We start from the raw sequence: 20270 nt of genomic DNA on the forward strand, positions 1-20270 counted from the left end.
GTATCTATGTTAACGCTTCGCTCTTTTGTGCTGGTTTGCGCCAGCATGTTTTTTGCTTTTTCCGCGCAGGCGGATCGTACTATCACCGATCAGCTTGGGCGTCAGGTTACGATCCCTGACCATGTCGATAAGGTGGTTGTGCTGCAACACCAGACGCTGAATATTCTGGTGCAACTGGATGCTGCGCAGGATATCGTCGGCGTGATGTCGAGCTGGAAAAAACAGCTTGGGCCAGAGTTTGCCCGGTTTATGCCGACAATAACTACGCTGCCTACGCCTGGCGATCTCACCAGCGTGAATATCGAAAGTCTGCTGGCGATTCATCCGCAGGTGGTGTTTGTCGCCAACTATGCGCCTGCCGAGATGATCCAGCAGATTCAGAATGCCGGTATCCCGGTGGTGGCTATCTCGTTACGTCAGGATATTGCCGGGCAACAGAATAAAATGAACCCGACGATGGCTGATGAAGAGCAGGTCTACAACGACGGTTTAAAGCAGGGGATCCGCCTGATTGCGGATGTGGTAGGGCGTAAAACGCAGGCGGAAACGCTGATCAATTACGTCTTTACGGCGCGAGCAAAATTCAATGCGCCAGTTGCGGCCATACCGGAAGCGCAAAAGGTTCGCATTTATATGGCTAACCCTGACCTTATGACCTACGGTTCCGGGAAATACACCGGCCTGATGATGCAACATGCGGGAGGGTTAAATGTGGCGGCGGCCAGCGTGAAAGGCGCACGTCAGGTGGCGCTTGAGCAGGTGCTGGCGTGGAACCCTCAGGTGATTTTTGTTCAGGACCGATATCCGCAGGTTGTCACTGAGATCCAAAACGATCCTAACTGGCAGGGCATTGATGCGGTGAAAAATCATCGTGTCTGGTTGATGCCTGAATATGCCAAAGCCTGGGGCTACCCGATGCCGGAAGCGTTGGCGATAGGCGAGCTGTGGATGGCCAAAAAACTTTACCCGGATGCCTATAAGAATGTCGACGTGGATGCGCAGGCGCAGGATTACTATCAACGTTTTTATCGTGTGAACTGGCAGTCTGATGCTGCTAAGTAAACGGGGTTTCCCCCTGCAATCATTACTGATAGCAGGGGTGTTGGTGCTGGGGGTCAGTTCGCTGTGTCTCGGACAATATCCGTTGTCGCTACGTGAAGTGTTTTATCAACTCACCCATTTTGGCGATGCGCAGGGTATTGCCAGTCAGGTGATATGGACGGTCAGACTACCGCGTATTCTGATGGCGTTGCTGGCGGGTGGTGCGTTGGGATTGTGCGGCGCTACCTTGCAAGGGGTGTTTCACAACCCATTGGTCGACCCGCACATCATAGGCGTAACCTCGGGGGCGGCCTTCGGTGGGACACTGGCTATTCTGCTGGGCCTTGAACCGTGGCTGATGATGGGGTCAACCTTCTTCTTCGGTCTGGCGGCGCTGATTCTGGTGTATGCCATTGCGGCCTTACAAGGGCTGGAAAATACGCTGGTGCTGATCTTGTCTGGCATCATTTTAAGTGGTTTTTTTGCTGCGTTGGTGAGCCTGATTCAATACCAGGCCGATACGGAAGAAACCTTGCCCAACATCGTATTCTGGCTGCTGGGCAGTTTTGCCACGGCTAACTGGCATAAAGTCCTGCTGCTGGCGATCCCGGTATCCATTGCGGCGACGATGTTGTACCAGTTGCGCTGGCGGATAAATCTGTTATCGCTCAATGATAAAGATGCTAAAGCGCTGGGCGTGGCGGTGGTCCCGCTGCGGCGTAGCGTGCTGGTGTGCTGCGCGTTTTTAGTTGCTGCTCAGGTGGCGGTCAGCGGCAGCATTGCCTGGGTCGGGCTGGTTATTCCCCATCTTGCGCGGCTGCTGGTGGGGGTTGATCATCGTCGCTTGCTCCCGTGTGCATTCTGGCTGGGGGGCGGTTTTATGATTGCGGTCGATGATATCGCCCGCACCCTGAAGCATGCGGAAATACCGCTGGGGATCATCACCGCGTTGCTCGGCGCACCGCTGTTTGCCTTCTTGCTTATTCGTACCAGTCGTCGGGGGAAACAATGACATCTGTTGCGCTCAGCGTGAATCAGCTTAGCTATGGCTATCGCTTTCCACTGTTTGACCCCCTCACTTTTCAGTGTGAGCAAGGCCAGATCTGGGCGGTGCTTGGGCGAAACGGTCTGGGCAAGAGCACGCTGCTGGATACGCTCACGGGCACGCGACCCGCACTGGGCGGGAGTATTGACGTTCATGGGGGGATAGGCATTGTGGCCCAGCATTGCCATCTGCCGTTTCCCTATACGGTGAGCGATGTGGTGTTGATGGGGCGGGCGCAGCACGTAAAATTGTTTGCTCAGCCCAGCCGTCAGGATCAACAACGGGCGGAGCAGGCGCTGGAACAGCTAAACATTGCGCATCTCGCCGCCACATCGTTTAGCTCACTTTCTGGTGGTCAGCAGCAACTGGTGATGATTGCCCGCGCTCTGGTTACGGAATGCCAGACGTTGTTGCTTGATGAGCCATGTTCAGCGCTGGATCTTGCCAATCAGCAGGTCGTGCTACAGCTCATCAGCGATTTGGCGCACCGGCAGGGCTGTAGCGTGCTTTTCTCGACGCACGATCCGTTGCACGCCTTACAGATTGCAACCCATACGCTGCTGTTGCTTCCCGAGGGCAAATGGCTGGCAGGGCTGACGGACGGCGTGGTGACAGAAGACAATCTGTTCCAGGCCTATGGCCTGCCATTGCGAAAATTCAGTGTGGAAAACTATCAGACCCCGTTTATTGCACCGCTGTTTGCGATCCAGCGCTAACGGGCAAGAATCCGGTGGCGGTCAGGAATGCCTGACCGTCGTGGGCAAGCATAAATTTAACCAGCCTCATCACTTCTTCAGACGCATCGAGCACCGCCAGTTGGTATTCGCACAAGATGTTCTGTTCAGCGGGAATAGCAACGTAGCGAACATCGGACTGTGAAGCGAGTGCTTTGGCATAATGCGCGTAACCAATAAACAGATCGGCCAACCCCTGGCGAAGAAGCCAACTGCTTGCCAATTCACCTGGCGGGATGCTGAGCGTATCGCGGCCACCAACCAGTGGCAGGGCGCGTGCACGAAGCTGTTGTCCAAGGCCCGGTTCCCGTGCATCCATGTTGTCGAAAAATGCCCAGGTATAATCACCGGAAGGGTCGCAGCCCGGTGTGGATGTGCCAATACGCAGCACCGGGTCGCGTAGTAAATCCAGCCATTCGCCGCGCCGGTTGGTGACCAGACCCAGTTGATTCCAGCACAGTGGATGCGTGGAAACGGCCTGGCGTGTGTCCAGTAGCCGTTGCGGATGTGCCCGATTTGCACTGGCGAACAGTGCGCACGGTTCCCCGGCTTCAATACGCTCGCGTAGCAACCCTGCCGGGCCATAGCCAACGTTGACCTCAATGCCGCTAAGGCGGGTGAACTGATTGAGCAATGGGGTAAATGCCAGTCGTAAACTTCCCGCAGCAAGGAGGGTGATTGAAGAGGACATGAAATCTGATCTCTGGGCTATGGCGGTTATGCGAAGAAGGTGAATGATACGCTCCGCACCAGGAATTTTGAAGGCATCTGGTGACGCGGTTCCGCTGGCATCATTTGGTGTGGTACTCACTTTCAAAGGGACATTTGACCCAGCGTGCGGTGGGATGCTGACGCAGTCTTTTTTGTTCTATGCTTTGACCGTAATAAAAGATCCTGAACGGGAACGGAAGAGGGCAAACGTGCAGGGGGAAGACAAATGACAATCTTGTGTAAGACCTGCGGAACGTCGTATGACGATGCGCAAGGGGGTATCACGCATTGCAAAATCTGCGAAGATGAGCGCCAGTATGTTCCCGTTACCGGGCAATCTTGGATTGACCCAGCCGCGCTTCACGCGACGCATACGAATAAATGGCAGCAGCATGAGCGTTGGCTACTGAGTATTCAGACTGTGCCACGGTTTGCCATTAACCAGCGGGCATTTTTGCTACACACCCCGCAGGGGAATGTGCTCTGGGATTGTATTGCGAATCTGGACCCGGCCACGCAGACGCTCATCACCGCGCTGGGTGGGTTGAGCGCTATTGCCATTTCGCATCCTCACTACTACTCCACGATGCAGGATTGGGCGGCAGCATTCGATGCACCAATTTATCTGCATGCCGACGATCGCCAGTGGATTATGCGTGACAGTCCCTCTATTCGGTTATGGGAAGGCGATGTGCATAAATTGCTCCCTACCGTGACGTTGTTACGCCTGGGCGGACATTTTGCGGGGGGGGAGTATTATGCATATTGATGATGGAGAGGGGATAATCCTCGCGGGCGATATTCTGCAGGTCACTCCCGGTGCGGATGCCGTGTCGTTTATGTGGAGCTACCCCAATATGCTGCCATTGCCGGCAAGCGCGGTTATCCACATTATGCACGCGTTGCAGGATGTCAGATTCGATCGACTCTATGGCGCATTTGAAGTTCAGGATATTAAATCCAACGCCAGACAGATTGTGGTGCGATCGGTGCAGAAGTATCTTGCTTGTTTGCGCAAAGAATAGAGTGTGTTTCAGGAGAGCGTTTGAGAGTTTTCGAAGTAGAAAAGCACCAAATCAAAGGGATATGATTTGGTGCGTCCGAGTGGACTCGAACCACCGACCCCCACCATGTCAAGGTGGTGCTCTAACCAACTGAGCTACGGACGCAAATGGTGCGTTCAATTGGACTCGAACCAACGACCCCCACCATGTCAAGGTGGTGCTCTAACCAACTGAGCTATGAACGCAACGTTGTAGGTGACAACGGGGACGAATATTAGCGGCACAGACCGAATGAGGCAAGAGGGAATTAGCATTTTTCTGCATGTTTTCACGCGATTGCAGAGTAATTAAGCAAGTTGATTATATTTTGTTGATTTTGCAGCGTGTTTTTTATTCAGACAGCGAACTGGAGCATGCCAGGGTCGGTTTGAATTACAGGGGCGCTCAGACTTTAAGCGCGGTAAGGATAGTGGTTTCTATTTTCTCTGGGGTAGTGAAGGGGTAAAATGCTTGAGCGGCTTGCCGTCACGCCCGATCAGGAACGTAGCAAAATTCCACTTGATCCGCCCACCCAGCACGCCGGATAATTCGTCTTTCAGGTAACGAAATACCGAGTGTGTAGCGGCACCGTTGACTTCCACTTGCTCAAACATCGGGAAGCCCACACTGTACATTCCATAATTTATATTAACCAACCTGACGAGCGTTCCATTCGTCGCGCGTGATTTCCCAAAGTTCAGAATCCAGCAACCCGCTGACATACTCTTTCTTTTCCGTCTTGATAAGCCGCATGCCGCTACTGTCTGATATACGTCTGGAACGGATATTGAGAGATGCTTTCGGCGCACGCAATACCGTCTTATTTAACGTATTAAACCAGTAATCCGTAGCGACATTACTGGCCTCACGCATAAAACCCTGACCCTGATATTCCGGAGCTAACCAAAATCCACGGTTATTATCCTCAACGTCATAAAGGCAAATTAAACCTATGAGAGCGTCAGGGGCCTCACGGAGTCTGATAGTCCAGATCCACGCAATCCCTTTTTCCATATCAGGCAGGGCAACGTTATTGACGTAATTCTCCGCACCGTTATCAGGATAGGGCCAGGGTACAGAGGAAACCATATAGCGAACTATCTCCCAGCGTGGATAAAGCACCTGAATCTGCGAGGCATCTTCGGCTTCTAATGGTTTTAACAGCAAGCGTTCCGTATGGAGTTTTGGTATTTTCATATGCGCTTTTCCTGCTCGAGCAAGATAAGAGAATCAATGTGGGGAGGATTTTGAAAAAATATTAATAACCAGAACCCCAGCACAAATAAGAAGCATGCCTGCGATCGCCGGAAAATCAAGCTTTTGCCCACTGACCAACCAGCCCAAAAGGCTGATTAATACGATTCCAGCACCTGACCAAATTGCGTACGCAATACCCGTCGGAATGGTCGACAGAGTCTGGGAGAGAAGATAAAAGGCGGTGCAGTAGCACACAATAGTTGCTACAGATGGCCATAGGCGTGTGAATCCGTCAGAGAACTTCATCAGGGTTGTACCTATGACTTCGGCTACGATGGCCCCGGCAAGGAAAATGTATGAATTCAAAATCTGATCCTATGTGACAATCTAAAGCAAATATCGTAGCACAAAGGGTTGGGTGAGTTTGAACACAGCCCAAACTACTGCTGAAATGTCCGTTTCATGGCATCTGGCGAAGCACTGCAAGGTCCGCTTTGAGCGGGAGCAGATATTCAATGGGGATATAAAATGTAGCTAGTAAAACCGTCAACAAGTAATCTGGCAACTCGTGAAACGTGCGCCATCAGTATTGCTGCTTTATCGCGTCTATAAATGTATAGGAGGGTTCAATGTCTTCAGCTTTTCAGCATCGTTTCATTCTTACAGGTGGTCCAGGGTCAGGCAAAAGCACGATAATTGATACGATTAAAAAACGAGGGTTTTGGTGCTCTAAAGAAGCGGGAAGAGGCGTTATACAAGATCAGGTGAACATAGGTGGCAATGCATTACCGTGGGCCAACCAGACTGCATTTGCAGAGCTCATGCTATCCTGGGAAATGCGTTCGTGGCACGAAGCTGAAGGGCAAACACAACCATGCTTATTCGACCATGGTGTTCCTGATGTTGTAGGTTATTTAAGCCTTTCTGAACTTACCATACCGAGGCATTTGGAAAATGCCATCGAGAAATTTCGCTATAACCGAACTGTATTTATTGCACCACCCTGGCGTGACATATATGTACAGGATACAGAGCGTAAACAATCTTTCGATATCGCCATAGCGACATATCAGGCAATGGTGAAAACATACCGTACGTATGATTATCAGTTGATTGAATTGCCATGTGTTTCTGTAGAGGATCGTGTGGATTTTATCCTTTCCAGGATAGTACGTTGATAAAATATCAACTACGCGTAATGACGAATCACCATACCTGAATCTGTCGCATTCCAGTGAATATACAACTTCCGTTCCTGGCACGGAGTGGACTAACTAACGGATCTGAAGGTCCGCTGTGAGCGAAAAGCGGACACCCGCATAGCGTGAACAGGCGTCCGATATTTTGAAGTGAGCAGATTACTTAACCCGCTTCCCCGTTTCGTCAATGACCTTCTCGCCATCCTCTTTGGTAAACGCTCCTTTCTGACCTTCCGGTAGAATATCCAACACTATTTCTGAAGGGCGGCAAAGACGAGTGCCAAGCGGCGTAACGACTACCGGCCGATTAATCAGGATCGGATGTTGAAGCATAAAATCAATCAACTGCCCATCACTAAATTTCTCTTCATCAAGGCCCAGATGTTCATAAGGCTCAACATTCTTACGCAGTAATTCACGCACCTTAATTCCCATATCTGAAATAAGTTTAATCAGTTCATCACGGGTCGGTGGCGTATCGAGATAATAAATTATCGTTGGTTCGTTGCCGCTGTTACGGATCATCTCCAGCGTGTTGCGAGAAGTACCGCAGGCAGGGTTGTGATAGATGGTAATGTTGCTCATATCTGTATCTCATTACAAAGTGATGGAGAGCCGCAACGCCAGCGCGGCCAAAGTGACAAACAGTACCGGCAGAGTCATGATAATGCCGGTGCGGAAGTAATATCCCCAAGTAATCGTTATATTTTTCTGGGCAAGCACATGCAGCCAAAGCAGGGTTGCCAGACTGCCAATCGGGGTGATTTTCGGGCCTAAATCGCAGCCGATCACGTTGGCATAAATCATTGCCTCTTTGACGACGCCAGTCGCCATACTCCCATCAATCGACAGCGCGCCAATCAGCACTGTCGGCATATTGTTCATCACCGACGACAGGAACGCGGTCAGGAAGCCGGTGCCAAACGTTGCTGTCCATAATCCCTTTTCTGCCAGCAGGTTTAGCACGCCAGACAGATACTCCGTGAGCCCTGCATTGCGCAGGCCATAGACAACCAGGTACATGCCCAGAGAAAAAATAACGATCTGCCATGGCGCACCGCGCAGGACTTTTCCGGTGTTGATGGCATGACCTCTTTTCGCCACTATAAACAGTACTGCTGCGCCAGTAGCCGCTATCGCACTGACCGGGATCCCCATAGGCTCCAAAACAAAGAAACCGACAAGCAGCAATAACAGGACAATCCAGCCCACCCTGAACGTTGCCGGATCTTTTATCACACTGGCAGGCGTCTTCAGCAGCGAAACGTCATACGTCGCCGGAATGTCCCTACGGAAGAAGAGATGCAGCATGACTAGCGTGGCCGCAATCGCTGCCACATCTACGGGGATCATAACGGAGGCATACTGCGTAAAGCCAAGACTGAAAAAGTCCGCCGAGACGATATTCACCAGGTTAGAAACAATGAGCGGCAGGCTGGCCGTATCTGCTATAAATCCTGCGGCCATCACAAAGGCCAGTGTTGTGCCCTTGCTGAATCCCATTGCAAGCAGCATCGCAATCACAATTGGTGTCAGGATCAGCGCGGCGCCGTCATTGGCGAACAAAGCAGCGACAGCGGCACCGAGCAATACAATCCAGGTAAACAGCAGGCGACCACGCCCGTTACCCCAGCGGGAGACGTGCAGTGCGGTCCACTCAAAGAAACCGGCCTCATCGAGCAGCAGGCTGATGATAATGACCGCAATAAATGCCGCTGTCGCGTTCCAGACGATATTCCAGACAACGGGAATATCATTGATATGGATGACACCGGTTACCAGCGCCAGCACAGCCCCGATACTCGCACTCCAGCCAATGCTCAAGCCTCTGGGTTGCCAGATCACCAGTATCAGCGTCAGTAAAAATATACTCCCTGCCAAAAGCATCTCAGACTCCATTATATATGGTTATGTAAATGTGTTTTCTTTTCTCAACAGGAGGTGCAGGCTGATTTATCCAGCCATTCACGCACATCCTCTCGCATACACTGCCAGGACGTTGTAATTGTCTCAGCTGCCCATGCTGGCATATGGGGAGATAGGCGGTAGTGAATCCATTTTCCTTCCCGACGGTCAAGCACCAGTTCTGCTTCACGCAGAATGGCCATGTGGCGAGAAATCTTGGGCTGTGACTCAGTGGTAGCCGCGCATATATCGCATACGCATAGTTCGCCGGACTCCCGGAGAAGCATGACAATGGCAAGGCGGGTTTCATCCGACAGAATTTTAAATAGCTGAACAGGCTGTAGCATTATTCACTCCGTTTCCTTTAGAATACACATATGGTAAATCATATGTATCTATTTTGAAATCACCAGAGTATTCCGGAGGAGAAATATGGAACACTTTCCTGCACTAAACGCTGATTGCTTCGATAAGCAGATTGCCGAACGCCTACAGATCCAGGAACCGCCACGTATTCTGATTCTTTATGGATCGGTAAGAGAGCGCTCTTACAGCCGCTTTGCCGCGGAAGAAGCGGGTCGCCTACTGACGGCGATGGGCGCGGAGGTAAAACTCTTTAACCCCTCCGGTTTACCCTTGCCGGATGATGCTCCAGATACGCACCCTAAAGTCATTGAGCTGCGTGGGCTGGTCAGATGGTGTGATGGAATGGTGTGGAGTTCTCCTGAGCGGCACGGGGCTATGAGCGCGGTGATGAAGGCACAGATTGACTGGATACCCTTAAGTGAAGGCGCGATTCGTCCTTCGCAGGGCAAAACACTTGCGGTAATGCAGGTCTGCGGCGGTTCACAGTCCTTCAATGCAGTGAACCAGATGCGTATTCTGGGCCGGTGGATGCGGATGTTTACGATCCCCAACCAGTCCTCCGTAGCCAAGGCATGGAAAGAGTTCGACGAAAACGGACGAATGAAACCTTCGTCATGGTATGACCGTATCGTCGATGTAGCCGAGGAGCTGTTTAAAATCACGCTGCTGCTTAAGGGACAAACCGCTTATCTTGCGGATCGTTACAGCGAGCGAAAAGAGAGCCATCAGGAGCTTTCATCCCGCGTCAATCAGGACAAAATATAACGTCCTCGCTTATGGCACGGAGCGGCCGGTCACAAGCTAGACAGTGATCCCCATGATCCTGATGACGCTCTGCTGTGAAGCAGTTTTGAAATAGTCGCTTTTAATTAAGGTCATGCCCTGTTTGCGGTAGAAATTACAGGCGCGTTCGTTCTGTTCAAGAACCTCCAGCCATACAAAGTCTTTCCCCCTGGCTCGGGCCAGCTCTTTGACGGTATCAAACATGACCTGACCGTAACCTTTATGGTTGTCAGCAGGATCAAGATAGAGTTTGTTAAGCAGCATCCCTGATATATTCGTATCAGGGATGCTGCTTTCATAGGTCACTTTCGCAAAACCAATTGGCCTGTCGGTCTCTGCAACATACCAACAAACCGCTTGCTCTTTCAGGCTCTGTTCCAGCTCATCCAGAGAAAATTCGCTTGCTAAAAAAGCTTCCAGTTCAGACTCAGACACCCACAGATGTTCGAAGTGTGCGCGGTAGATGCGGTAGCCCAGCGCATTAAGCAACATCGCGTCGGCTGGTGTGGCTTCACGGATTTGTAATGACATGAATGATACCCGTCCTGGTAATAAATTAACGATTACTGAACTATATCAAAATTGTCAGTGATACAGTGGTATGCGAATATTTCAGAGGCTTATCAGTATGAATATTGTTTTTATCCCTGCGTTGATCGTCGTCCTGATTGATAAAGAACAGGACATGGGGCGGGAATTGATCCGCGATGAGGTTGAGTCCATCCGCGATGGCGCTACAGCCATCCGCCTGTCGGCCGAAGTAGCTGAGGATATAATCAGAGAGCGCGGCTACCGCGATATTGATCCTGAGAATGTCTGGCGCGAGTGGCTGGCGTATAAAGCTGACTGAATGTCGATGGGAACTCGCTGCTTTAGTGGCATATGAAAATTGTGCACTTACACAGATGTGTTTACTCCGCGCCAGGCGTGGAGCTGAGGGTCACCGTTGATATGACCTTGACAGATGGATGGGAGAGTTTTTGGGGGCAAATTTGGGGGCCTTTCTAAGGGCAGGGACATGAAAAGGGACACATTAATAGCTGCTATAACCCGCTATTAACTGTCCCTGCAATTTTTTATCTTACTGATTTATATGTATGTATTTGAGTTTACGGCTGAATATTATTTTCCTGTGTAATTGCAGAGTAATTAAGCAAGTTGATTATCGCGCAAAGGGCGTGACAGGGCGCATCTGGGCGGTGAATCAAAGCACCGAAGCACAGTGCTGCGACTCCTCGACGCTATCCCTGTGCTGATTTCTTGCTCTGTGTTCGATCGGATGAAATAACAATGGCTATGCCAGCCAGAACGATGAGTGTGCAAACCAGAATTCTCAAATCAGGTAATTCGCCAAGAAATAGCACCCCACCTAGCGCAGCAATACAGGGCACGCTCAACTGCAATGTGCTGGCAGTTGCGGAAGACATGGTGGCAACAAGTTGGTACCAAAGTACGTAAGCCACACCAGAAGCCAGTCCGCCGGAGAGCAGGGCAAGGATGACGCCGTTGGCGTCAGTATGCACGGATTCCTGTCGTACCAGACTCAGGATGAGAATAACCGGAAGGCTCAGTATGAAATTTCCCGCAGTCGTCCCGGCAGGAGAGAGGATATTTTTCCCGCGCACAGAGTATGCTCCCCATGCCAGGCCTGAAGCAACCATCGTCAGGGCAGGTATAAAAGGAGGAGCGGTTGCGCCGGGGAGCAGCAGCATAATGATCCCGCCAATGGCAATGACGATCCCGGTGGCTTTGTATCCGCTAAGTTTTTCACCTTTTATTAATCCCCAGCCAATCATGCAGATCTGCACTGCGCCAAATAGCAGTAATGCGCCTGTTGCGGTATTGAGCTGAACATACGCGATTGAGAAGAATAATACATAGGCGCACAGCAACAGGGCATCGATGATTTTCCAGCGTATGTGTTTCAGTTTCCCCCGGGCTATATGCCAGAAAAACAGCATTGCTGCACCACCGAATAATCTCAGCACGCTGAACGTCTCAGGGTCCGAATACCCATTCTTTAAGGCGATACGACAGAGGATAGAATTGGCTGCAAATGCAGTTAACACCAGGATAACCAGCAACAGCTTTTTCATACCCATCCTTAATGTTGATGATCTGTTGCAGAGTATAGAGTGCGTACATCAGGACAGACAGGCTAACGATGCTTTTGGTGATAATCCAACACGCTAAGGTAGCGCAGGGGGCTGACGCTACCCCTAAATGATGCTCAGAAAAGTGAGAATGGAAAGAATTGATACGCGGCTACCATAGCGGAGGTGCTTAATATCACACTGATGATGAAGTAAGTTTTGAAGGGCTGCTTTTGTGTTTTATGGCGAAAGAGTTGTTGCCCGACAATAGCGCCAGCCCATCCGCCCACAACGCCAAATACCAGCAATGTGGATTCCGGCACTCTGCGCCAGGCATTACGCGCTGCCATTTTATCCACGCCGTAAATCGCCAGCGTCAATATGTTGGCGAGCAGGCCCCATACCAGCAACGGATGTGGGGCAAAAAGGCTACTGACCGCAGCGCAGACCAGTAGCAAATAACAACAGCGATTGAGATTCATATCATTAACCACAGCCAGAACGGAGAGGCGATTATCTTAACCCAAAACCGACACTGATAAAGGGAGATGAGATTCTCAGAAGCTAAGGTTATCCAGATTTCGATGCAGAAAATGTCGGAATCACATGGTCAGCCTGGAAAATAGAGCATTATGAAAAGTAATGATATTGTTCTACCAGTCACGCTCATCCGAGGTTTTATGAAAATCAGAAGGTTCAGAAATGGAGATGAAATTTCGTTATTCAGCGTTTTTTTATCTTCTGTATATACCCTCGCATCCCACTACTACACACATGAACAAATAGTTGCCTGGGCCCCATCAGATATCGACCCGGACCACTGGACCAATCGCATGAGGGCGCTACGTCCCTTTGTTGTTGAAGTGGATGGTGAAATAGCTGGATATGCGGATGTTCAGCCAAATGGCTACATTGACCATTTCTATGTCTCGGGAGCCTACCCGAGACAGGGCGTAGGGACGCTACTGATGGACCGCATTCATGAAGAAGCCAGAGAACGTGGAATGACTGAACTTACTTCAAATGTCAGTAAGGCTGCAGAAGCGTTCTTTCTACGACACGGCTTTCATGTCGTGGAACGAGGTTTCCCTGTGTGTCGTGGCGTGACACTACAAAATGCGCTGATGCGGAAATATTTGACGAAACAATAGAACACCGGCTGATTCCTACCCGGTAAGGTCCGTAGTGAGTGAATAGTGGAAGTGAGTCATGCATGGGGGAATTACTTATATTGCCATGCATTATAAACGGTGAGCAGACAATAGCCCCTTAATGAGTCGATTATTAAATGCAAACGGAGCATAGTAAGTCATTCGGTACAGGATTATGCAGCCTAATCCATCTACACAAAAGAACTGTGAGGCCACAAATATGACGCCTACTTTGCAAGGGTCTCTTGTAACGCTCCGTCCTCTGCTTAAGACAGATGCTCAGCTACTGATTGATGCAGCTGAAGATGGGGAACTTTGGTCTCTGCCATTTACGGTAGTTCCGTCTGCTGACACCGCTGATTCGTACATTCAGAAAGCCCTGAAGGGGCAGGCCGAAGGCACTGTCATGCCGTTTGCTGTAACGCTCTCATCCGACCAACGTGTCATTGGCTCAACGCGTTTCTGGAAGATTGATCGCGAAAACCGAAAACTCGAAATTGGTCACACCTGGTATTCACAAAGCTGGCAAAAAACAGCTGCAAATACCGAGAGTAAACTGTTACTGCTGCGCTACGCCTTTGAGCAACTTAAGTGTGTTCGCGTTCAGTTTACAACTGATGTATTGAATGAGCGCTCTCAGGCTGCCATTCTCCGTATTGGTGCGGTCCAGGAAGGTATCATCAGAAATGAACGAATTATGCCTGATGGTCGAAAGCGTACTTCCATACGGTACAGCATAATTGATGATGAGTGGCCGCAGGTTCAGGCCAACCTTGAGCGCCGCCTTTCCGCTCACCGATAAGAAAAATTTTCGAAGAATTGCCGACAGGAGGTAAGGGATATTACGTGTTTTACCTCGCAATCGACGCCTTTGAACGCCTGGCCTCAAACGGAATATCACGGTCACTCTTTTGCTGGTGGGAAGAGATGGATCTGCGCTCTTCCAATTGGTGTAGGACGGGCGTTACTAACGCCTGCTCATGATGTGAAGCGGGCCAATCAGTCGGTTGTCGGGTCCGCTGTGAGCGAACAGCGGAAGTTCGAAGTTTTATGAAGGTATTACTTAAATCGTAGCATGTTAAACAAAGGGGGCAGTTCGCCCCCGGTTCTTTCCGCAAATTGATGTAAAATACTATTGAAGAGCTTTAAACAACGTCTCAATATGAATATCAACCGTGTCCAGTGCTTTAACAGGTAACTCTGTACCCGCAAACAAAAGGGGAAGCTCTGTGCATCCCAGAATGATGGCTTCAATGCCTTCATCCTGATACATCCGCCCAATGATCGCGGTAAACGTGTCTCGCGTCTGTGACTTAATAATGCCTCTTTCGAGTTCATCGTGGATTTTTTCTGCGATGTAATCAACCTCGTCAGCATGCGGGATGACCACCTGGATGCCTACTTCAGTGAAAGGCCGTTTGAAGAAGTCACCCTCCATTGTAAATCGTGTTCCCACGAGACCTACTTTTTTCAGGCCCAGAGTCTGAACTTCTGCACAAGTGGACTCGATAATGCTGACAAGAGGAACTTTTGTACACGACTGGAGTTCATTGAAGACGATGTGTGGTGTGTTACCGGTCAAGGCGACGACTTCAGCCCCGGCGGCCACCAGATTCCCGACAGCCTTGGCCAGGTACTTCGTCAGCGCTTCATAATCTTTCCGTCCACACATGGTCAGGACGTCATATACATTGATACTTTCAATAGTTAGAGACGGGAAGAATGTATCGCCAATTCTTTTGTTAGCTTCATAAACAAATTTGCGATAGTAGAGCAATGTTGATTCTGGTCCGGTGCCGCCGATTAATCCAAGTTTTTTCATTTTACCCTCAATAGCTCCCGTATTAATCAAACGTGGCCATTTTGCGATGATCAACAAGCGCTTGAGACTAGCTGGGAGGCTGGTAGCTGTTTAAATAGAGTAAATAAATTAAAAAACATGTAGATTCATTTCAATTGAATAAAATAGAATCCAATTTTCAATTATGGTGAAAATATGGATATAGCTGACTTCCGAACCATCATAGCACTGGTAGAAACAGGTACTATTACTGCAGCAGCAAATTTGCTCTGCCGAGTCCCCTCCGCAATAACCACTCGAGTTCAGAACCTGGAGAGCCAGCTCGGAACCACACTGTTTGTAAAATCTGGCCGTAGGTTTCTTCCGACAAATGAAGGCCAAGTGCTTTATGACAATGCACTGAAGATTATCGAGCTGGTTACCTTAGCAGAACAGCAGATGGTAAAGCCGGTGCCTGGCGGTCGGTTCCGACTGGGTGCGCTCGATAGTATGGCCGCAACAAGGTTGCCTGAGCCGCTGGCGCGCCTCTACCAGCAACATCAATCAGTAAAGGTGGAGCTGGTTACCGGGATAAGCCGCACACTGCTCGATGCCGTGCTTAGTCACGAACTTGATGCAGCCTTCATTGCTGACGCACCGGTTGATGACAGACTGGAACGTATGGCTGTTTACAAGGAAGAACTGGTTATTATCGCCGCAGCAAATTTCCCGCCAATACGTTCTGCTGCCGATTTAACTCACACAACGTTGCTGGTATTCAGTGACGGCTGCTCCTATCGCGACCGGCTAACAACCTGGTTCAGAGATGCAGGGATCAGACCTTACAGGCTGGCAGAAATGTCTTCCTACCATGCCATTCTGGGTGGTGTCAGTGCAGGAATGGGGGCGGGCGTGATACCAACACCAATCCTCGATACGTTTCCGACACAGGAACTCATCACAATCCATCCCTTTGAAAGTGAAAACAGCCAAATAACAACGGAACTGATATGGCGTAAGGGAGGGCTCACGGCTAATACCTGTGCCCTGATTGATATCTTGTCTTCAAACATTGGCATTGCCTGACAACTGCAACTAGTTTTGGATTATGACCGCCTGACAGTGTCTGCAATGTTGAGATCCCTACTGAGTGAAATGATACTACTAACTTTTTCCACCCTGCCATACGCCAATGCCCGGCTTTAATCCGCGCCCCGTTTGTTAAGCTAAAACTATCAACATCCGCTTCTGGCACACAGCAGACCGTTTGCTTTGCATCGAAATCTTAATCTTTTTTTCAGAAAATGGCCCTTCACTTCACCTTTAACGCCAGCACATCAGGTTGAACGGTTCCCGTGATCACGGCTCCGCAATTACGTTTTTTTATTTTTTAAAATTTTTTCAGCCAATTCTGCACCAATTTTACCTTTCATTGCTTTTAATATTTTAAAAAGAGTAAGCTCATTCTTGTAACGCGACTTCCTTTTAACGTAAAACTCTTGATATTCTTCAGGTGATATTTCTGATAGTAGATATCTTTTCATTAATTCAGTTGGTTCAATTAATAAACCTTTGGCTTGTTCTTCATTCAAAGCAGGAAGCATTAAGAAGAATAAAGGTTTTAACCGCTCTGTTATTGCTATCAAACGTTTCAAATAATGTTGTGGGACACCTCTTATTGCAAAATGCAGTGACTGCTCAGATTCATTTAGAAAGTCAATTGCTTCACGCTTTGAAAAGAATAAGGGTATTACATCTCTTCCGTTATGTTTTTGTGCAAACTTGTAGTATGAACCTGAAACATTATCTTCCTCTCTTTCCATCAAAATCCAAAAAGGCTCGCCGATCCAGTCTTTTGTAGGTAAAGTTGAATTTATCAAGTAATCGGCAACCAATATGTTAAATTTTGGTAAATCATCAGTTGTCAGTAAAGTAATGCCATGTTTTTCTGCGTATTCTTGTGCGCCACTTTGGTAACCAGACTTACTGACTATTACCCCGATAATATTCCCAATATCTGTGATTTTGTTGCAAAATGGCATAATAGTATCGCGATCAAGCGGGCGATTGTGATATTTACACTCTATCGCTACACGATGTATAAAGCCTGCATTTTCAAATTGGTAATATACATCAATTTGATATTCACCTTTTAATCCCTTAAGGATAACGTTACGACTAACTTCCACTCCATTATCTCGTGGGTTAAGCAAGGTCGAGTAGACATATTGGGTATAACTTTCTAAATCATTCCAGGTTTTAAGCATTGTCATTTTTCCCTAATAAATCATTTGAATAGAGTGCCTGATGTACTCGCTGTTCTGATTATCAAAACCATACTACCATTCTTCTATCTGGGGATTTTAAGCTATTTGGAGATATATCCTACATAGACGAAAATAGCTTTTGCTTCCCATTGGTTCAACCCTCATTTACCACATTTGTTGCACCTATACTGACTTCAGCCACCTCAAGCTCTTTTCTTTAACATAGTCCGCTTCTGGCACGAAGCGGAAGTTGCTGAGCTGAAGATCCTCAGTGAGCGAGAAGCGGACGTTGAGGCGCCTGATAAATCGTCTCAGTTTTCAACTTTTCTTACCCTTAATGTCCTGATTAGCAAATCATACAAGCTATCCACAGCTGAAGAACTCTGAGAAGCACGACTTCTGAACAAGGCGACTTCCATCGGTTCAAGGGGCCCCAAAAGATGTTCACTGCCAAGAACTTGCAAATGGGGTGGTACGCTGCACTGGGTGAGAACGGCAACAGCCAGGCCACTTTCTACTGCTGTAATCTGTCCCGACAGACTGGAGCTGTTATACACCACCTTATATCGCCGCCCCTGTAATGCTAATGCATTGATAGCGCTACGCTTAGCAAGGCTCGTGCTTTCATATACCGCAATGGGTAATGGATCACGCCTCCACACCTCAAACTGCGGAGAACCTACCCACACCATGGGTTCATAAAACAATAACGAGCCCTGGCTGGGATGTTCCCGGGAAACCAGGGCCAAATCGAGATCGCCGCTCTCAACGCGAGGAATGAGTGATGTTGATTGCTCACAGCTCAGTTCGATCTCGACCGATCCAAAGTTAGGCGCAAATCTCTTCAGCGCAGGTGTAAGGTATTTTGCTGCATAATCATCAGGAACCCCCAGACGAATACGCCCTGTTAATTCCTTACCGTGGAATGCTGCCTGCGTTTCAGCATGAAGGTCGAGCATCCTACGGGCATATCCCAACAGTTTTTGTCCCTCAGAGGTGAGTTGATGCTGCCGAGGACCGCGAAGTAAAAGCTGACATCCTAATGCGGATTCCAGCTTCTTGAGTTGCATGCTGACCGCAGACTGCGAGCGATGAACCTCAGGTGCCGCTGCCGAAAGCGACCCCGCGTCTACTACCGCAACAAAACATTTGAGCCAGTCCATCTGGAGGTCTTGATAATGCACCGTTGATCCTTATATTCGATAATCAAATATTAATATCAATTATTATGCGTTTTTATTGATTTCACAACGCTGTCATAGTGGCGCTCTGTTTAACATGACTGAGAGGAAGAGCATGAGGCCCCAGATGACGTATCACGAATCTGATTTATCTCAACTAAATCATTCGCTTGTATGGGCTGGTTTTCGGCAACTTATCCCGGTGTCACTTTTTGTCGCTGTTTTTGGTGCCGCCTTTGGCCTGGCTGCATCGCAGAAAGGACTGGACCAGATGACCGCAACAATGATGAGTTTGCTGGTTTTTGCCGGTTATGCGCAATTCGCTACGTTAGAGCTTTGGACGTCTCATGTTCCGGTATTAACGCTAATAGCCACCGTCTTTGCCATTAATGCCCGGCATCTGTTGATGGGGGCCACCTTATATCCGTGGTTACGTTTTTTAAAACCTGCAAAACGCTACGGAATCATGATGGTTGCATCCGATGCTAATTGGGCTATGTCCATCCAGGCATTCGGCAGGGGAAAAGCAGGACTTGGATTGCTCTTTGGCGGCGGTCTTGCGTTATGGCTTTTTTGGGTAGCAGGGACTCTGGTAGGGCTTTATTTCGGCAATGCTATACATGAGCCTAAACGCTATGGACTCGACATGGTCATGGGATGTTTTCTCCTTTCCATGGTGTTCGAAGGAGAAAGAAATCTAAGGATGCTTTGTATCTGGGCCGTAGCGGCCGGGGCTTCGCTGATAGCGTATAAAGGGTTACCAGAAAATAGCCACGTGATCGCCGGAGCCCTGGCCGGAGGCATCGCTGGAATCATCATGAGAGATAAAAAATGAGTATTGAGACGGTAGGTTTTGGGCCTCTGATTATTATCATTATTATGGCCCTGGTCACTCTTGCTACCCGATGGGGGGGCGTCTGGGTTATGTCTTTTGTTCCTTTTAATAACAGAATAAAAGCCTTTATTCAGGGCATGTCAGGCTCCGTTCTCGTTGCGATTTTAGCCCCCGTGGCTCTTACCGGCGACAAAGGTGCTCAGATGGCATTATTGACCACCGCTATTGTAATGCTGGTTTTTAAAAGGCCTTTGCTTGCGATCGCTTTTGGGATTGGCGTTTCAGCGCTGGTCAGGTTTTGTTAAACCGTTCTAACGAATGTTTTCCTGACTGACTTCATTACGGTAAGGTCCGCTTTTGGCACCAGGCTGACGGTTCAAATGACAAGAATACCTAGATTTCAAGTGCAGCCAGGATGACGGTTTCCATTTTCGCAGGGGTAGTGAACGGTGCAAAACGCTTTAGCGGCTTGCCATCGCGTCCAATAAGGAATTTTGTGAAGTTCCATTTTATCCGTCCACCCAGCATGCCGGGCAATTCATCTTTTAGATAACGAAATACCGGATGTGTAGCGGCGCCGTTAACCTCCACTTTTTCAAACATCGGGAAGCTTACACCGTAGTTGACGTGGCAGGTCTGCGCGATTTCGTCGGCGTTGCCGGGTTCCTGCTTACCGAACTGGTTGCAGGGGAAGCCAAGCACCACCAGTCCGCGAGCGGCGTACTTTTTGTAAAGCGCTTCCAGACCTGCGTATTGTGGCGTGAAGCCACAATGGCTGGCGGTATTTACCACCAGAACCAGCTTGCCAGCATAGTCAGCCATAGGGATACGCTGGCCGTCCAGGCTGGTGGCTGTCAGTTGATAAAATGTGGTCATAGCGAACTCCTCAGAGCAGGACCTGTTAGATATTGGCATAGCCATCCAGCACGGTGCTGCTGG

24 protein-coding genes, 2 tRNA genes and 2 pseudogenes are annotated in these 20270 nt (G+C 49.2%); 12 read left to right on the forward strand and 16 right to left on the reverse strand.

Annotation, left to right across the window (positions count from 1 at the left end; translation table 11 throughout):
• Window positions 1–6 precede the first annotated feature (6 nt).
• From RYZ59_RS08025 to RYZ59_RS08035, 3 genes are read left to right on the forward strand one after another with little or no spacing between them, the layout of a single operon-like run.
• Entirely contained in the window at window positions 7–1062 is a 1056-nt protein-coding gene (locus RYZ59_RS08025) for an ABC transporter substrate-binding protein (protein WP_137383295.1), read from the forward strand.
• On the forward strand, window positions 1049–2053 hold the full coding sequence (locus tag RYZ59_RS08030; RefSeq protein ID WP_318045993.1) for an iron ABC transporter permease: 1005 nt from the start codon (window positions 1049–1051) through the stop codon (window positions 2051–2053). The genes RYZ59_RS08025 and RYZ59_RS08030 overlap by 14 nt, the downstream gene beginning before the upstream one ends.
• On the forward strand, window positions 2050–2802 hold the full coding sequence (locus tag RYZ59_RS08035) for an ABC transporter ATP-binding protein (protein ID WP_318045994.1): 753 nt from the start codon (window positions 2050–2052) through the stop codon (window positions 2800–2802). The genes RYZ59_RS08030 and RYZ59_RS08035 overlap by 4 nt, the downstream gene beginning before the upstream one ends.
• Here RYZ59_RS08035 and RYZ59_RS08040 read toward each other — a convergent pair.
• Window positions 2771–3511 carry a substrate-binding domain-containing protein gene (locus RYZ59_RS08040; protein WP_318045995.1) on the reverse strand — a complete coding sequence of 247 codons (741 nt, stop codon included), beginning with the start codon at window positions 3509–3511 and terminating at the stop codon, window positions 2771–2773. The genes RYZ59_RS08035 and RYZ59_RS08040 overlap by 32 nt on opposite strands.
• 246 nt (window positions 3512–3757) lie before the next feature.
• On the opposite strand from RYZ59_RS08040, the pseudogene RYZ59_RS08045 reads away from it, so the two are divergent.
• A pseudogene (locus RYZ59_RS08045) lies at window positions 3758–4556 on the forward strand (MBL fold metallo-hydrolase).
• A 67-nt stretch (window positions 4557–4623) separates the two neighbouring features.
• On the opposite strand, the gene RYZ59_RS08050 reads toward RYZ59_RS08045, so the two are convergent.
• The 5 genes and pseudogenes from RYZ59_RS08050 to RYZ59_RS08070 form a co-directional block, all read right to left on the reverse strand.
• A tRNA-Val gene (locus RYZ59_RS08050) sits at window positions 4624–4700 on the reverse strand.
• Window positions 4701–4703: 3 nt separating this feature from the next.
• Window positions 4704–4780, reverse strand: a tRNA-Val gene (locus tag RYZ59_RS08055).
• A 199-nt stretch (window positions 4781–4979) separates the two neighbouring features.
• A pseudogene (locus RYZ59_RS08060) lies at window positions 4980–5224 on the reverse strand (glutathione peroxidase); the annotation flags it as partial.
• Window positions 5223–5771 (reverse strand): GNAT family N-acetyltransferase, encoded by a 549-nt coding sequence (locus RYZ59_RS08065; protein WP_318045997.1) that lies wholly within the window; start codon window positions 5769–5771, stop codon window positions 5223–5225. The gene RYZ59_RS08065 and the pseudogene RYZ59_RS08060, both read right to left, overlap by 2 nt.
• Window positions 5772–5804: 33 nt before the next feature.
• Window positions 5805–6137: an EmrE family multidrug efflux SMR transporter gene (locus RYZ59_RS08070; protein WP_063941528.1), complete on the reverse strand. Its 333-nt coding sequence runs from the start codon at window positions 6135–6137 to the stop codon at window positions 5805–5807.
• A gap of 263 nt (window positions 6138–6400) precedes the next feature.
• On the opposite strand from RYZ59_RS08070, the gene RYZ59_RS08075 reads away from it, so the two are divergent.
• Window positions 6401–6949: an AAA family ATPase gene (locus RYZ59_RS08075; RefSeq protein WP_318045999.1), complete on the forward strand. Its 549-nt coding sequence runs from the start codon at window positions 6401–6403 to the stop codon at window positions 6947–6949.
• A 180-nt stretch (window positions 6950–7129) separates the two neighbouring features.
• Here the strand turns inward: RYZ59_RS08075 and arsC are convergent, their stop codons facing one another.
• From arsC to RYZ59_RS08090, 3 genes are read right to left on the reverse strand one after another with little or no spacing between them, the layout of a single operon-like run.
• Window positions 7130–7555 carry a glutaredoxin-dependent arsenate reductase gene (gene arsC / locus RYZ59_RS08080; protein WP_318046001.1) on the reverse strand — a complete coding sequence of 142 codons (426 nt, stop codon included), beginning with the start codon at window positions 7553–7555 and terminating at the stop codon, window positions 7130–7132.
• A 12-nt stretch (window positions 7556–7567) separates the two neighbouring features.
• A complete protein-coding gene (locus RYZ59_RS08085) occupies window positions 7568–8857 on the reverse strand; it encodes an arsenic transporter (RefSeq protein WP_318046002.1) in 1290 nt (429 codons plus the stop codon).
• 44 nt (window positions 8858–8901) lie between these two features.
• The gene (locus RYZ59_RS08090) at window positions 8902–9222 is read right to left on the reverse strand and encodes a transcriptional regulator (protein ID WP_318046004.1); all 321 of its coding nucleotides are present in this window, start codon (window positions 9220–9222) and stop codon (window positions 8902–8904) included.
• Between the two features lie 85 nt (window positions 9223–9307).
• Between RYZ59_RS08090 and arsH the strand changes: the two genes are divergently transcribed.
• Window positions 9308–10006, forward strand: a complete 699-nt coding sequence (arsH, locus tag RYZ59_RS08095; RefSeq protein ID WP_318046006.1) for an arsenical resistance protein ArsH — start codon at window positions 9308–9310, stop codon at window positions 10004–10006.
• A 36-nt stretch (window positions 10007–10042) separates the two neighbouring features.
• Here the strand turns inward: arsH and RYZ59_RS08100 are convergent, their stop codons facing one another.
• Window positions 10043–10555 (reverse strand): GNAT family N-acetyltransferase, encoded by a 513-nt coding sequence (locus RYZ59_RS08100; protein ID WP_318046009.1) that lies wholly within the window; start codon window positions 10553–10555, stop codon window positions 10043–10045.
• A gap of 97 nt (window positions 10556–10652) precedes the next feature.
• Between RYZ59_RS08100 and RYZ59_RS08105 the strand changes: the two genes are divergently transcribed.
• Complete coding sequence (locus tag RYZ59_RS08105) at window positions 10653–10874, forward strand: hypothetical protein (protein ID WP_202038752.1); 222 nt, start codon at window positions 10653–10655, stop codon at window positions 10872–10874.
• Between the two features lie 391 nt (window positions 10875–11265).
• On the opposite strand, the gene RYZ59_RS08110 is transcribed toward RYZ59_RS08105, so the two are convergent.
• Window positions 11266–12120, reverse strand: coding sequence for a DMT family transporter (locus RYZ59_RS08110; protein WP_318046012.1), 855 nt, complete (start codon window positions 12118–12120; stop codon window positions 11266–11268).
• Window positions 12121–12254: 134 nt separating this feature from the next.
• Entirely contained in the window at window positions 12255–12599 is a 345-nt protein-coding gene (locus RYZ59_RS08115) for a DUF1294 domain-containing protein (protein ID WP_318046014.1), read from the reverse strand.
• Window positions 12600–12797: 198 nt separating this feature from the next.
• Here RYZ59_RS08115 and RYZ59_RS08120 point away from each other — a divergent pair, with 198 nt between their 5' ends.
• Together RYZ59_RS08120 and RYZ59_RS08125 are read left to right on the forward strand one after the other, a co-directional pair.
• Window positions 12798–13268 (forward strand): GNAT family N-acetyltransferase, encoded by a 471-nt coding sequence (locus RYZ59_RS08120; RefSeq protein ID WP_318046188.1) that lies wholly within the window; start codon window positions 12798–12800, stop codon window positions 13266–13268.
• Window positions 13269–13443: 175 nt separating this feature from the next.
• Window positions 13444–14070 carry a GNAT family protein gene (locus tag RYZ59_RS08125; protein ID WP_318046015.1) on the forward strand — a complete coding sequence of 209 codons (627 nt, stop codon included), beginning with the start codon at window positions 13444–13446 and terminating at the stop codon, window positions 14068–14070.
• 330 nt (window positions 14071–14400) lie between these two features.
• Here the strand turns inward: RYZ59_RS08125 and RYZ59_RS08130 are convergent, their stop codons facing one another.
• A complete protein-coding gene (locus tag RYZ59_RS08130; RefSeq protein WP_137383268.1) occupies window positions 14401–15090 on the reverse strand; it encodes an aspartate/glutamate racemase family protein in 690 nt (229 codons plus the stop codon).
• A 174-nt stretch (window positions 15091–15264) separates the two neighbouring features.
• On the opposite strand from RYZ59_RS08130, the gene RYZ59_RS08135 reads away from it, so the two are divergent.
• The gene (locus RYZ59_RS08135; RefSeq protein ID WP_137383267.1) at window positions 15265–16134 is read left to right on the forward strand and encodes a LysR family transcriptional regulator; all 870 of its coding nucleotides are present in this window, start codon (window positions 15265–15267) and stop codon (window positions 16132–16134) included.
• Window positions 16135–16421: 287 nt separating this feature from the next.
• Here RYZ59_RS08135 and RYZ59_RS08140 read toward each other — a convergent pair whose 3' ends face one another.
• Together RYZ59_RS08140 and RYZ59_RS08145 are read right to left on the reverse strand one after the other, a co-directional pair.
• Window positions 16422–17315: a restriction endonuclease gene (locus RYZ59_RS08140; protein WP_158002250.1), complete on the reverse strand. Its 894-nt coding sequence runs from the start codon at window positions 17313–17315 to the stop codon at window positions 16422–16424.
• Window positions 17316–17626: 311 nt separating this feature from the next.
• Window positions 17627–18499, reverse strand: coding sequence for a LysR family transcriptional regulator (locus RYZ59_RS08145; protein ID WP_271456404.1), 873 nt, complete (start codon window positions 18497–18499; stop codon window positions 17627–17629).
• 124 nt (window positions 18500–18623) lie between these two features.
• Here RYZ59_RS08145 and RYZ59_RS08150 point away from each other — a divergent pair, with 124 nt between their 5' ends.
• Together RYZ59_RS08150 and RYZ59_RS08155 are read left to right on the forward strand one after the other, a co-directional pair.
• Window positions 18624–19331, forward strand: a complete 708-nt coding sequence (locus RYZ59_RS08150) for an AzlC family ABC transporter permease (RefSeq protein ID WP_318046022.1) — start codon at window positions 18624–18626, stop codon at window positions 19329–19331.
• Window positions 19328–19636: an AzlD family protein gene (locus tag RYZ59_RS08155; protein WP_137381301.1), complete on the forward strand. Its 309-nt coding sequence runs from the start codon at window positions 19328–19330 to the stop codon at window positions 19634–19636. Before RYZ59_RS08150 ends, RYZ59_RS08155 begins: the two co-directional genes overlap by 4 nt.
• Window positions 19637–19724: 88 nt before the next feature.
• Here the strand turns inward: RYZ59_RS08155 and RYZ59_RS08160 are convergent, their stop codons facing one another.
• Complete coding sequence (locus RYZ59_RS08160; RefSeq protein WP_137381300.1) at window positions 19725–20207, reverse strand: glutathione peroxidase; 483 nt, start codon at window positions 20205–20207, stop codon at window positions 19725–19727.
• Window positions 20208–20270: the final 63 nt, after the last annotated feature.

The organism is Citrobacter sp. HN-141 (assembly GCF_033341895.1).
Lineage (GTDB): Bacteria > Pseudomonadota > Gammaproteobacteria > Enterobacterales > Enterobacteriaceae > Citrobacter.